Annotated in this window: 13 protein-coding genes and 1 tRNA gene; 11 read left to right on the forward strand and 3 right to left on the reverse strand. The window is 52.5% G+C overall.

From position 1 onward, the window contains the following. The 10 genes from KJ869_06715 to KJ869_06760 form a co-directional block, all read left to right on the forward strand. A partial coding sequence (locus KJ869_06715) for a DNA gyrase subunit A (protein MBU1576884.1) occupies positions 1–1,033 on the forward strand: 1,033 nt, incomplete at its 5' end. A 66-nt stretch (positions 1,034–1,099) separates the two neighbouring features. Beyond that, positions 1,100–2,218, forward strand: a complete 1,119-nt coding sequence (locus tag KJ869_06720) for a hypothetical protein (protein MBU1576885.1) — start codon at positions 1,100–1,102, stop codon at positions 2,216–2,218. A 4-nt stretch (positions 2,219–2,222) separates the two neighbouring features. Then, positions 2,223–2,564 carry a PAS domain-containing protein gene (locus KJ869_06725; protein ID MBU1576886.1) on the forward strand — a complete coding sequence of 114 codons (342 nt, stop codon included), beginning with the start codon at positions 2,223–2,225 and terminating at the stop codon, positions 2,562–2,564. A gap of 79 nt (positions 2,565–2,643) precedes the next feature. Then, the gene (locus KJ869_06730; protein ID MBU1576887.1) at positions 2,644–3,069 is read left to right on the forward strand and encodes a hypothetical protein; all 426 of its coding nucleotides are present in this window, start codon (positions 2,644–2,646) and stop codon (positions 3,067–3,069) included. Positions 3,070–3,190: 121 nt separating this feature from the next. After that, positions 3,191–5,248 carry a VWA domain-containing protein gene (locus tag KJ869_06735; GenBank protein ID MBU1576888.1) on the forward strand — a complete coding sequence of 686 codons (2,058 nt, stop codon included), beginning with the start codon at positions 3,191–3,193 and terminating at the stop codon, positions 5,246–5,248. 16 nt (positions 5,249–5,264) lie between these two features. After that, positions 5,265–5,936, forward strand: coding sequence for a rhomboid family intramembrane serine protease (locus KJ869_06740; GenBank protein MBU1576889.1), 672 nt, complete (start codon positions 5,265–5,267; stop codon positions 5,934–5,936). Between the two features lie 88 nt (positions 5,937–6,024). Continuing rightward, on the forward strand, positions 6,025–6,753 hold the full coding sequence (locus tag KJ869_06745; protein MBU1576890.1) for a creatininase family protein: 729 nt from the start codon (positions 6,025–6,027) through the stop codon (positions 6,751–6,753). Further along, the gene (locus tag KJ869_06750) at positions 6,753–9,545 is read left to right on the forward strand and encodes a hypothetical protein (protein ID MBU1576891.1); all 2,793 of its coding nucleotides are present in this window, start codon (positions 6,753–6,755) and stop codon (positions 9,543–9,545) included. The genes KJ869_06745 and KJ869_06750 overlap by 1 nt, the downstream gene beginning before the upstream one ends. A 2-nt stretch (positions 9,546–9,547) precedes the next feature. Beyond that, entirely contained in the window at positions 9,548–10,963 is a 1,416-nt protein-coding gene (locus KJ869_06755; GenBank protein ID MBU1576892.1) for a diguanylate cyclase, read from the forward strand. A 19-nt stretch (positions 10,964–10,982) separates the two neighbouring features. Next, positions 10,983–11,360: a DUF2007 domain-containing protein gene (locus KJ869_06760; protein MBU1576893.1), complete on the forward strand. Its 378-nt coding sequence runs from the start codon at positions 10,983–10,985 to the stop codon at positions 11,358–11,360. Positions 11,361–11,405: 45 nt separating this feature from the next. On the opposite strand, the gene KJ869_06765 is transcribed toward KJ869_06760, so the two are convergent. Further along, positions 11,406–11,491: transfer RNA gene (locus KJ869_06765), tRNA-Leu, on the reverse strand. 55 nt (positions 11,492–11,546) lie between these two features. Here KJ869_06765 and smpB point away from each other — a divergent pair. Further along, positions 11,547–11,999, forward strand: a complete 453-nt coding sequence (gene smpB, locus KJ869_06770) for an SsrA-binding protein SmpB (GenBank protein MBU1576894.1) — start codon at positions 11,547–11,549, stop codon at positions 11,997–11,999. Positions 12,000–12,001: 2 nt separating this feature from the next. On the opposite strand, the gene KJ869_06775 is transcribed toward smpB, so the two are convergent. Both KJ869_06775 and KJ869_06780 read right to left on the reverse strand, forming a co-directional pair. Further along, on the reverse strand, positions 12,002–12,898 hold the full coding sequence (locus KJ869_06775) for a radical SAM protein (GenBank protein ID MBU1576895.1): 897 nt from the start codon (positions 12,896–12,898) through the stop codon (positions 12,002–12,004). 97 nt (positions 12,899–12,995) lie between these two features. Next, the gene (locus tag KJ869_06780; GenBank protein MBU1576896.1) at positions 12,996–13,877 is read right to left on the reverse strand and encodes a glycosyltransferase family 2 protein; all 882 of its coding nucleotides are present in this window, start codon (positions 13,875–13,877) and stop codon (positions 12,996–12,998) included. Position 13,878: the final 1 nt, after the last annotated feature.

Below are 13,878 nucleotides of genomic sequence, written 5' to 3' on the forward strand. Positions count from 1 at the left end.
CACCGAGATCTACACCGCCGCCGAGGAGAAATTCTCCATCGAGGACCTGATAGTCGATGAGGAGATGGTTATTACCATCAGCCATGCCGGGTATATCAAACGCCTTTCGGCGACGGCCTACAAGCGGCAGGGCCGGGGCGGCAAGGGGGTGACCGGCATGAAGACCAAGGACGAGGATTTCGTGGAGGGGATGTTCATCGCCTCCACCCACCATTACATCCTGTTCTTCACCGACAAGGGCCGTTGTTACTGGCTGAAGGTATACGAGGTTCCCGAGGGAGGCCGGGCCACCAAGGGCCGGCAGATCAGCAACATTCTGGAATTAAAGGCCGACGAGAAGATCGCCGCTTATATCGCGGTCAAGGAATTCGACGACCAGCATTTCGTGGTGATGGCCACCAGCAGCGGGGTAATCAAAAAGACCGCCCTGTCGGTATTTTCCAATCCCCGCAAGGCCGGCATCATCGCCGCCTCGGTGGACGACAAGGATTATCTGATAGAGGCCAAGCTGACCGACGGGACCGAGGACGTCATCCTGGTCACCCGCCAGGGGCAGGCCTGCCGCTTCCATGAGTCGGACGTTCGCTCCATGGGCCGGACCGCCGGCGGGGTCAGGGGCATCACTCTGGAGAAGAAGGATTACGTGATCGGGATGGTGGTGGTCAAGCGGGAGGGCAGCCTACTGACCATCTGCGACCGGGGCTACGGCAAACGCAGCGATATCGCCGATTACCGGGTGACCCGGCGGGGCGGCAAGGGGGTCATCAGCATGAAGCTCACCGACAAGACCGGCGAACTGGTGGCGGTCAAGGAGGTGGTGGACAGCGACGAGCTGATGATCATCTCGACCGAGGGCCAGGTAATAAGACTGACTCTTAAAAACGTCAGGGTGATGGGCCGGGCCACCCAGGGGGTGCGCCTGATCAATCTGGACGGCAAGGACAAGGTGGTGGATGTGGCCCGTCTGGCAGCCAAGGATGACGAGGAGAACGGAACCGATAACGGAATTGTTGAAGAAGTAACCGAGGAATAAAAGATAATAGCCGCCCTCTTTATGAGGGCGGCTATTTATGTAAAAACAATAGACGTTCAGAACATTATGAATAAAATTACCGGTGTGTTATTATTGGTTCTAAATACTTCATCACTACTGGCCACCGATGTTCGCATTGCAGGGATGGGGGGATGGAACAATGTCGTTCAGGACGTTGAATTTGAAGCATTCTATAATCCGGCCTTATTGCCCAACATTGAGCGAAGCTATGTTATCGCCGGTATTGGCGCAAGATTTGACAAAGGGACATATGGCACAGCACATACTTTTATGGATACAACAATATATACTGATACAAACTATAATTATGAAACATATAATCCCACCCTGGGTCTGTTAATGCCGGTTACAGTGAAAGGCCCATATATTGGCATCATGGCCGGGTTAGATATTAACTGCCCGGATGTCCCTAATAATTATGGGATTATCAATTTAAGGCTTGCACAGAAACTGAAAAATTTTAATATTGGCGTTGGATATGATAATAATCTAAATGCAGGAAACAGCTATGGTAATAAATTAAAAAGCCAGGTTATAATCGGTGCATATTTCGGCAGCAAATCGAATAATTATTCGGTGGTCTATAATAGAAGATACTTTAACAGACAATGCCGGGACAGTGAAACAACCTTAACAGCGTATAATTCTGATAATTTATCCTTTAACTGGTTCCATAAATGGAAGGATTGTTTTCTTACCGCCTTAGCTTCCAGTTATGCTTATGAACGACATGATGAATATCAAAGTGGTTACGAGCGGAGGGAGCATGACTTTGGTCTTCAACCCAGCATTCAAATCAGGATAAAGCCCATTAATACCATAGCTTCGGCCGGGATAAATTTGGATCTAAATATATATCAATATAAACCTTATTTTATTTCACATTACAATACCGCCTACAGCAATACAAATTTGCATGGTTGGTGGTGCTGTGGCGTAGAAACCGAGATCACACCATTTATCACTATCAGGGGCGGATTAAATGCCGGAAAAGATTTTGTGCCAAAACTGTATACAACAGTTTACGATCAATATTCGAGCTATGTCTTTGGCACAACTTATAAAATAAATGAAAATATTAAAATGGAATATGCGTTTATTCCAAATTTCAAAAGAATCAAAGAAGATCAGGATCACTATCTAAAATTAATCTATTCATACTGAAATAATGAATAATTTCGATTATTTTAAACAATTCTGCGGGGCGGTAACGGTCTGCGACCGGGATGGCATCATCCTTTACATGAACGATAAGGCCGTTGGCACTTTTGCCAAATACGGCGGAAGGGACCTGATAGGTCAGAACCTTTTGGACTGCCATCCCGAACCGGCCAGGGCCAAGCTAAAGACGATGATGAATGAACAAAGCACCAATATCTACACCATCGAGAAGAACGGGGTGAAAAAACTGATCCACCAAAGCCCCTGGTTCAAGGATGGTGAATACCGGGGATTTGTGGAATTGTCCCTGGATATCCCCTTTGACCTGCCGCACCATGCAAGAAAATGATTTTTCTGCTTGCTTTTTATAATGCATCGTAGTATAGTTCAAAGGTAAATATTCCCAAAACATAACTGGAGGTATGAAGATGGAAGATCAAATCGGCACCGGGTTGCTGGCGGCGATGGGCGTGGTCTGGATGTTCGTGGGACTGGCCGCCTACCTGTTCTCAGCCTTTGCCTTGATGGCTATTGCCAAAAAGACCAACACTCCCAACGGCTGGCTGGGCTTCATTCCCATCGGCAATGTGTATCTGATGACTCAGATAGCCAAATTGCCCTGGTGGTGGACATTATCAATACTGCTGGCCATCATTCCAGTACTGGGTGCAATTGTGATGATGGTGGCCATGATCTACATCTGGTGGAAGATCGCCGAGAGGTTGGGCAAGCCCGGCTGGTGGAGCCTGCTGTTGCTGATACCGATCGCCAATATCGTGATAATCGCCATTTTGGCCTGGGGCAAGGATACTCCGGGCAAAGATACTCCGGCCCCGGCCCCGGCCCAGGTCTAAATAATTTCCCACCAAGTTAGATTCATTTCAAGCCGTTCTGTCGATAGCACAGAACGGCTTTTACCTTTCCCGGCGTTTTCTTTTATTGACATCATCGGCGCATAATAAGTATAATCCTTTCATGAAATTAATCCTGATAATCCTCATAACGGCCCTGTCCTTTTGGTCGCTGATAAGCGAAAAGAATCGGATCGGCTTTAAGCAATGGGTGGCATTTGCCGGACTACGGTCTGTGGCAATCATTTTATTTGCCTTGGTGCTTTGGGGAGTTCCGCTTGGCCTGAATATTTTTACCAAGCAAGAAAACAACATAGCCCTGGTAGTGGATGCCAGCAGAAGCATGGCCCAACGTGACGGCGGGCCGACCAGTCGTTTTGACAGGGCGATGGACCTTCTGGGAAAAATACCCTCCCAACAGAGTATAAAAATATATATTTATGACAAGAACGGCTTGAGTGAGGCCGAGCCTGGCACGCCGGTTGAGCATTCCGACAATACCGATTTGATAAAGATGATCAACGCGGCTGTTTCCTTAAAGCCGAAAGCGGTGGTGCTTTTCTCGGACGGCAATCATAACGCGGCAGGAAACCCGCCGGTCGAGTTCTCCGGCGGGGATGTTCCGATATACACCATTGGCATCGGCCCGGAGGCTGATAATCAATATCCCTCGATCTCCCGGATAAATTCACCAGAGGAGATCTCACCGGGGCAAAAAGCTTCAATAGAGCTGCAGCTGGACAATGTCAAGGACAAGGGAAAGATAGTCTTAATCGATAACCGGGGAAGAACCCTGCAACAGGCGGAATACTCTTCCGGTAAAAAAACAATCACTCTGGAGGCGACTACTTCTGCTTTGGGACTAAGTCGTTATACGGTGAATATGCTGTCCGGGGGCGATACCATCGACCGAAAAAATGTGGTAATAAACGTAAAAAAAGACCGGATTACTGTTCTCTACTTGTCAGGCAATCCGGGATGGGACCTGCGGTTCATGCTTCAGGCGGCGGCCAATGCCAAAAATATCGAAATAGATCCCTATCTTTGGAAAAATAACAGCTGGGCAGGCATTGGCAACCAAGAGCAAAACCAGCAGTATCTGGGTGATAAAATAAAAACCGCCGATGTGATCATTCTGCAGGACATCAAAGGAAACATATTGGACAGCGGCTTGGAGGGCGATATCGCCGCCCGGGTGCAGAATGGAGGGTGCGGACTTTTGATAATGGGTCTGGATTGGCTCTGGGCGTTTCGCAGCCGCCAACTGTATGCTATTGCACCTATAATGCCTTCGTCCAATAGCGGAAGCACCGAAGGAACGATTTCGCTGACGAAATATTTCTTGACTTCCGCCATGTTCGATCAGTCCATGACCGAACAGATCGCTAAACGGATTGTAAAATATCCTCCATTGAACATAAGGGGGAAAGTCAAACAGTTAGCTACCGATGCGGTACTATTGGGAAGTATTGAAAATAAGAAAGAGAACATCCCCTTTTTGGGCCGTCGCTATTTCGGCCGGGGACGCGTAATGCAGATAACGGCATCATCACTGTGGCCATGGAAAATGACCGCCCAGGGGATACTGGGAGACAGCCTGATCTATTCCGCGTTGATCACCGGGAGCTTTCACTGGCTGGCCGGGATGGAGGATCAGAACATAACCCTATCCACCGATCGAAGCTTTTATTATCCCAACGAAAAGATCATTTTCCAGGGAACCATGCCGGCGGAAAACAGCCGGGCCCAGGGCCTGGAGTGGTCAGTTGAGATCAGAGGGAGAAATGGTGTTCGGCAAAAACGGAGAATGTCACATTGGGGATCGGGGCGCTATATATTCGATGCCGGGACCATGCCGCCGGGCGAGTACAGTTATGAATCGCTCCTTTCATCTGACGGCAAAAAACTAACCGAACTTTCCGGCAGGTTCTGGGTGGAGCCCTTCACTTATCAGGAAAAGGAGCGTTTCCAGAACCGGGAGTTGTTAAGGGAGATATCCCGGGTTACCCAGGGCAGATATTGGGATATAGATTCTTTGGCCGGCAATAATGACTGGCTGGATCAGGTCAAACCGCAACCGGCGGCGGGAGAAAAGACCCAGGCCCCCTGGCTGTTTCTGCTGATCATGGCCCTTCTGCTGGCCGGGGAATGGTACTGGCGGCGGCGCTCCGGCTTAAGCTGAACATGAAAGGCAACCGATGATACCCCTAAAGGATGACATACCATCATCCCGTTTTCCGGTGGTCAACACCATCCTGATCGCTTTGAACGGCCTGGTGTTTTTCTATGAGGTCGGCTTGGGTCACGAGGTTTCGCAATTCATCCAGCGCTTCGGGATGATCCCGGCCAACCTGATGAACCAGGGGTTCGGAGGCTGGGGAAACATCTTTTCATCCATGTTTATCCACGGCGGCTGGGAGCATATCATCGGCAATATGCTGTACCTTTTCATCTTCGGCGACAACGTGGAGGATGCTTTGGGGCACTTCCGGTATCTGCTCTTTTATCTGCTGTGCGGCATAGCCGCTGCCTGGGGGCATATATTGTTCAATCCCCATTCGATCATCCCCACCGTGGGGGCCTCCGGGGCGGTAGCCGGGGTGCTGGGGGCCTATCTGCTACTGTATCCCAGGGCCAGGGTGCTGACGGTGATCCCCATCGGAATATTCATCCGAATAATTAAGGTCCCGGCCGTGCTGGTGTTGGGGTTCTGGATAGTGCTGCAACTGTTGTTCGGGCTGATCAGCCTGCCCCTGCCGGGCGAGCAGTCCGGAGGGATCGCCTGGTTCGCCCATATCGGGGGTTTCTTTACCGGGATGCTGCTGGCCAGCCCGTTTATCCGCCGGAGAAATAAAGGGTCATTTGTTTAAAAAAATGTTGCAAAAGGGCTTGGTTTCTGACATAATTAAAAATTAGACTGATGATTAATATTTATTATATGATATCAAGGAACCAGCCATGGAATACCGATTGGAAAAACTGAACTGGAAGCAGTTCAAAAAGATGGTGCCCGAAAAGACCGACATCGTTCTGCTGCCGGTGGGGACCATCGAGGCCCACGGGCCCGGGGCCTTGGGCACCGATGCCATAATCCCCGGCTACTTGGCCGAGCGGCTTTCCCGGTCGCTTAACGCCATGGTGGCCCCGGCCATCAACTACGGCGTTACCAATTCCCTGATCGGCTTCCCGGGGTCGCTGACCGTCAGCCCCCAGACCCTCAAGGCCTATGTCAGGGAGGTGGCTTTCAGCCTGGCCGACGCCGGTTTCAAAAAGATCATCGTGCTCAACGGCCATGGCGGAAACATCGACAGTCTGGACGATCTGGGGGCCGGACTGTGGAAGGAGAAGAAGGCCGGGTGCCTGGTGATCAACTGGTGGATGGCGGCCGAAGAGGCGTCGGCCAAATATTTCGACGGCTCCGGCCATGCCGGGGCGGACGAGCTGGCGGCCCTGATGGCCATAGACCCCTCGTTGGTCTCAAAATCAGACTACCGCCGGGAGGAGGCCGGGCATCGTTTCCAAGGCATCAGCATGCATCCTTTCTACCGGAGCATGATATTGAACCAGCCGGGGAAGGGCTATCCGGTATTCAATACCGTCCGGGCCAAGAAATATATGGAGGCGGTGGTGATGAGATTAACCTCGGACATTAAACAGATATTGGCCGGCTGGGAGAAGATCATCTGATGGATAACGGGAACTTCAAAATATCGGAATTTGAGAAGATCATCAAGACCAGCAGCCGCTACATCTCCAGGACCGATGAAACGCTGGGGCAGCCGGAACAGGCCCGGGAGAAGATAAGCCTGGTATCCCAGTTCCTCAAGGAGCGAAGGCTGAGCGGCGAGATCCTTTCGGTGTTCGGGGAGGCCAAGAACCCGGGGCTGGTCTATGTGGAGCTTCCCCAGGGCACTAGGGAGTTTCACGGGCAGGCGGCCCAGATGCTGTTGGAATGCTGCCTTTACGATGCCGACGGGCAGCCCAACGAAAGGGCCTGGGACCGGTGGCGCGATTTCGGGAGGAACATCTACTACGGTACGGTGGAGGAGATCTACCTCAACTTCACTTCGGCCCGGCCGGAGCTGGCCCTGATATTCGAGCTGGCCTACCGCCAGCTGATGTCCGAGGCTTCGATATTATGGTGGGAACAGCAGCCGGAGGCGGTCAAAAGCAAGGAGTCGCAGGTGATGCGGAGATTCAATCTGGAGCTGACCGCCCTGCTTCGCCCAATCAGGGATACGGTGCTGCAGAAGCACTCCATCGACACCGAGCTTTTTGAAAAACTGCTGGATCACGGATGGAACGTAACCTTCGACTTAGAAAATCCCCAGGCCAGAAATTTTGCCCCGCTGCTCAGGGAGCTTAATCTTTCCCAGTGGATGGTCTCGGAGCTATTCCACCTGCTGTACACAGAGCAATTGAAAGCCAATGAAGAGGCGCTTTGGGAGAAGCTAGGCAGCAGCAACTTTGCCAAACCCGAAGAGATAACAAATATGATCTCCGGCAGCCTGTCCCAGATCACCGAGGTAGCCGCCCGGGAGATCCAGAAGGTCATTATTAAAAGAGCCTCCGAACTGGAGGTCAAGCTCAACCAGGAGCTAGTCGACCTTCAGAAATACACCAGCCGGGTCAAAAAGCAGACCCAGGAACTGGTGATGCTGAACAACAGCGACATGTCCAAGGTGGTGGATGCCAAGCTCTATTCCGAGAACCTGCTTAACCTTTCGGCCAAGGTCACCGATTCGCTGATGCAGTTCCAGAGAAATCTTACCGGCCAATTGTGGTACCTACAGGACCTGGAACGCAAGGAAAAAACCCTCCAGACATCCATCGAAAAATGCCAATCACTGCAACGGATGCCCCTGAAGGACCTGACCTCAATGCTTACCTCTCAGTCTACCGAGATCTACACCGATCTCCTGAAGCATTTGGGATTTTTCAACAATCTTGACAAATCAATAAAACACGACTGGGAGGGGCTTACCAAGAACCTGGCCAAAATCCTGGTGGAGATGATCCGTCAGGGGCTGGAGCAATCCAACACCAAGGTAAAAACCCTGGATCGGGAGGCGGCCAGGCGCAATCCCAACGATTCTCATGCGGCGGCCGTTCTGTTCGAAATGGAGCAGGCCCAGGCCGACGGAAGGGCCATATCCGGATTGATTGAGGACCAGGGAGGGAACCGGGCCTTCCATGTGGAGCTGCTGATAGAGAACTACCGTAAGTTCCTTAAAGAGGTGGCCGAGCCGATCATGAATTACCGCCGGCTGGCCTCGCTGGTCAAGCTGTGGCCGCCTTTGATGGTGAAAGATCCTCCTGTTTTGAGACAACAGGAATTATGCGACGAGGTCTTCTATCTTTCGGAAAGGCTTAAAAGGTATAATCGGTGCTATTCTTTTGTGGCCCAGGGGGCGGTCCTGCCCCAGTCCTCGGCCGCCCTGAAAAACGACAGCGAGGTGCGGGAAAGGGTATACAAACATTTCTCCCGGGTGGTCACGGTGATGGTCTATGACATCCGGGGCTCCAGTTTCATGAGCTCCAAACTGATGAATGCCGACAAGGAAAGGGAGATCAAGAACAAGCTGGGCTATATGATCGCCCAGGTCATCAGGCAGCATGGCGGGTTTATCGTCAAGGACACCGGGGACGGCGGATTGGCCTGGTTCGGGGACAACGCCCATGAGACTTACGAAAAATGCTACAAGGAGGTCTTCACCGGCAAGGGTCTCAAACTGAGGCATTCCATCAGCTCGGGAACGGAGTTGAACATCCTGCCGGCCACCGAGTCCACCAAACAGGCGGTGGACTGCGCCGCAGAGATGCTTAATATGGCCGAGAAATTCATCAAGGAGAATTTCAGCAATTACCGGGACTGGTTCCGGGACGCCAAGGAAAGGGAGATCCTTTACGAAGGGATAAACTATGCGGTCCTGCCGCCGGCTTTCAAATCGCTGTTCCGGATAGGGGTGGGGATATCCTCAGGCTCCTCCGGCAAAGAGATCAACCTGTCGCTCAATTCGTTCGGCGATACCGATCTGTGCGGGGCGGCGGTCAATAATGCCAGTCTGTATGCCACTGGCAAGGACCCCAGCCGCTCGGTGATCCTGCTGGATCACGTTTCTTTTGCCAATATGATGCTCAACACCGAGAGGTTCACCTCTTTATACCAAGAGCAATTATGGAAGACCAAGACCACCGGGAGTGACGACTGGGAAAGCAAGCTCAGGGAGAGCCTCAAAATATGCGATTCTGTTACCGATGACGGCAGTTATTACATCCCGGGAAGGAACTATTCGGTAAAAAGAACCGGCTATCAGATCGTGGGGCTGTCGAATACATCAAAGGAGGCCAGCCTGCGGATGGAGGCCGGGGACAAGGAGGCAGCCATGCAGGATGACGGCAGGTTCATGGATCCCCAGACCAAGACCGAGATAAAATTCGTATACGAAATTCAACCCCAGGAGAAGGGGGGTAAGTAACCATGGCGGAGATACTGATCGTTGACCAGGACCGGCTCTTTGCCCTGACCCTGATTCATGTCCTGAGCGGCCATCACCACCAGTCGGTGCTGGCCTCCGACGAAAAGGAAGTGGTGAACATCATCCGGGGCCGCAACATCGACCTGATCCTGATGGATGCCGAGCTGGCCAGCCGGAAGAACCTCCATCTGCTTAAGCATTTAAGACAGGCCAACCCCGATATCCCGGTGGTGCTTTCGATATCCAAGAAGGTTGACAAGGACGACAGAGAGCAACTCCGGAGCGGGCTATACGACTATATCAACAAACCGTTCGGGCACGAGGAACTGCTGCTGGCGGTGGAACGGGGCCTGGAAAGGCGGCGCCTCCAGAACGAGAATCGCCAGCTGCTGGGGGACCTCAAACAGCGGATCCGGGAACTGTCCACCTTCAATACCATAGCCAAAACGCTCAACTCCACCCTCAATCTCAAAGAGGTGCTGGATATTGTGATGGGCAAGGTCAAAGAGCTTATCAAGGCCGAGGCCTGGTCCATTTTGATGCTGGATGAGAAGACCAACGAGCTGGTGTTCGAGGTGGCCACCGGGGAGAAGGGGCAGCAGGTGAAGGAGATGAGGCTGGGCATGGGACAGGGGGTGGCCGGCTGGGTGGCTCAGAACCAACGGCCGGTGATCGTGCCGGATACCGCCCAGGATCAGCGTTTCTTCAAGGGGCTGGACCAGAAGACAGGGTTCCGCACCAGATCCATCATCGCCACTCCCCTGGTGTCGCGGGGCCGGCTGATCGGAGTGGTGGAGATAATAAATAAGCTGGGCGACGCTTCTTTTGACCAGAAGGATCTGGATCTGCTGCAAACCCTGACCGATCATGCCGCCATAGCCATAGAGAACGCCCGGCTGTACGAGAAGGCCCGGAGGCTGGCCATCACCGACGACCTGACCGGACTGTTCAATTCCCGGCACTGCGACATGTTCCTGAAGAAGGCCTTGGACGAGGCGGTCAAAAAAGAAAAGCCGCTGTCCCTGATATTCATCGACCTGGATCACTTGAAGGAGGTGGACGATACTTACGGCCATCTGATGGGCGGGCACGCCCTGAAGGAGGTGGCCGACAGGATAGCCGGGGAGGTCAACCCGCCGGATATGGCCTCGCGCTACGGCGGCGACGAGTACGTGATCATTCTGCCCGATAAGAACTCCCGGCAGGCCATGGAGCTGGCCGAGAGCATCAGAAAAAAGATCGAGGCCGAGCCGTTTCTGACCGATCACAAACTGTCGTGCCGGATAACGGCCAGCATCGGCATTGCCAACTACCCGGAACAGGCCGGAAGCGCCGACGAGCTGTTCTCCAAGGCCGACCAGGCCATGTACCAGGTCAAGGAATCGGGAAAGAACCGGGTCAAATTAGCCGATAAATAATTGCAAGGTATATAATGCCATGACGCCTTTCTGCCCCAATTGCCGGACTGAATACCGCCAAGGGTTCAAGAGCTGTTCTGATTGCGGATCCGACCTGGCGGAAACCCTGCCGCCTGAGGCCGACAATCAGGAGGAGGTCAATTCGGACCTGGTGGCGGTTTGCGATGCTCCGGACCAGATGTCAGCTCTGGCCCTGTCGTCCTTTTTGAATGACAGCGGCATTCGGGCCGTCATTAAATCGGAGCAGATCCCCATGTATGACGGGGTGGCCATGATGCTGTTTCCCCGCTGGGGCCGGGTGATGGTTTTGGAGCACCAATATGAAAAAGCCAGGGTGCTGATAGATGAATATATGGCCGGAGAAGCCCTGGCCGAAGAGGAACCGCCGCCAGCATAGAAAAAGCCGCAAACCTAAGTTTGCGGCTTAAAAATGCCGGTAAAATGGTGCCGAGGGGGGGAGTCGAACCCCCATGTCCTTGCGAACACTAAGTTCTGAGCCTAGCGCGTCTACAGTTCCGCCACCACGGCCTAACCATAAAGTGTTATTATAATATAAAATACGCGCCACTGTCAAGATTATATAATGATTGAAAGCATATTAAATAAAAAGGCCCGGTATGATTACGAGATAATCGACCGGCTGGAAACCGGGATCGTTCTGCGGGGCACCGAGGTCAAGTCCATCCGCCAGGGACAGGCCAACCTCAAGGATAGTTTTGCTATGGTTAAGGGCCGGGAGCTGTTTCTGTTCAATATGCATGTTTCACCCTATGATCACGGCAACCGCTACAATCTGGAGGCCACCCGCCCCAGAAAGCTGCTGCTCCACCGGGAGCAGATCCGGAAATTGACCGCCCAGCAAAAAGAGAAGAACCTGTCTCTGATCCCGTTGTCGCTGTATTTTAAAAAGGGAAAGGTGAAGATCGATCTGGCTCTGGCCAAAGGCAAGAAACAGTATGACCGGCGGGAGGACATCAAGAAACGGGACGTGGACCGGGAGATGCGGGGCACCAACAAGGGGAGGTTCCGAGGATAGCCTCACCACCAGACCGAAAAATAACGGCAGTGCCGGCAGAGGGATATCTGATCCCTTTGGCCGGCATTATGTTTTTGCCGCAGGTCGCCCAAAACAGCTCCCTGCCAGATCCCGGCCAAATTGTCTGTTTCGACATTTCCTATCATTTGCCGGGCTTCGTAATCCAGGCAGCAGACCGGCACTGTGCCGTCCCAGTAGATGTTCAGTTGGTCCCAGAGGTAACGGCAGGGCGGCCAAAAGTTCTGCTCCATAAGGTGCGGGCTGTGTTCCCTGTCTGGGAGGGGCACCTGGCCGGCCCAGTCCTGGGCCTGCCGGAAAATAAGGCGATCAGCTTTGTGTTCCCATAAACGCCGAAGTTCTGTTATCTCTTTTTCATTATCGCTAAGGGTAACCACCTGGATATAGATCTTGGGCCGGGGTGAAAGCGACAAGATATGGTCGATATTTTCCACCACTTTACTATAATCGAGCCCGGGGCGCAGTCTATGGTAAGTTTCCGGAGAAGCTCCATCAAGGCTGATATGCATCTGGTCCAGCCCGGCCGAGATCAGCCGGGCGGCTTTTTCCGGGGAGAGCAAGGAGGCATTACTGACCAGGCCGATATTCCCAAAGCCTTTTGATTTTGCCAGGGATATGCGTTCTTCCAAATGGGGATCCAGCAGTGGTTCCCCGAAGCCGGATAGCAGAAGATTCTCGATGGGCCAATCCTGCAGCTGCTCCAAAACCCTCTTATACAGCTCCAACGACATAACCCCCTGGGCCCGTTTCATATTCTTGTGGCCGCACATGATGCAGGCCGAATTGCAGGCGCTGGTGCCTTCTATGGCAACCGTCCGGGGATAGAGCAGTCTTTCTTCCTGTATCCCTTTTATCCGCCGGGAATAGAGGTGCCGGTACAAAGGATTCCGGACGAGCCGTCCCGCTGAAACCATCCGGTAAGCCAGGGGCCTCCATACAGGGGAGTCCGATAAAATGCGACGAAGATTAAAACCCATTTTATTTAGACCTACGTTTTTCGGATTTAGATAATGCCTGAAACAACAATCTGAAGGGCAGAGTGGTCAACAGCAGTGATTTTACCAGGCAAGTTGATAATCTGCCAGGGTAGTGCTTGTCGAAGAAAGCGGCCAGGCTGCGGTGGGAGGAAACGGTCATGGCCAGCCGGGCCTTTTTTATGCTGACCCCCTGCAGGTGGGTCAGCCTGGACTGGGGAAGGAAAAATATTTTCCATCCGGCTCGCTTGAGCCTGAAGCACCAATCCACCTCATTGAGAAACATGGGGAATCTTTTGCTGTCCATCGGCCCGATCTGATCGACGGTCGCTTTGCGAACCAACAAACAGGCTCCCATCGGCTGGTCCACCTCCCGCTGGCTTTGGTGGTCAAAATATCCCATTCGCCAGGAGCCGAAAACTGGATGGCCGGGAAAAAGTCTGGCCAGGCCGGTGAATTCCCAGATAAAATGAACCGGCCGGGGAAACTCCCGACAGGAGGGCTGGATGGTATCGTCGGCGTTCAGCAATTGGGGGCCCAATGCTCCAACCGTAGGATTGGAGTCCATGAAGGATTCCAATATTTTTAAGGAATCTGGCTGGAGAATGGTATCGGGATTTAATAGGAGAATATAATTCCCGGCGGCCCTGTCCAGCCCCTGATTAGTGGCCTGGGCGAAACCCAGGTTGCGGGTATTGGAGATAAGGAGAATGTTTCTCCCATAATTATTTATTAGATCAACAGTGTTATCCTCAGAAGCATTGTCGATGACGATCACTTCGCAAGAAACATAGTTTTGGGCATAGACCGAATCCAGGCAGGTGAGGATCTCGTTACCGCTGTTCCAGGTGACTATGATGATGGAGATTTTCGGTGTTTTGGTCATT

The sequence above is a fragment of the Candidatus Edwardsbacteria bacterium genome, assembly GCA_018821925.1.
GTDB lineage: Bacteria > Edwardsbacteria > AC1 > AC1 > EtOH8 > UBA2226.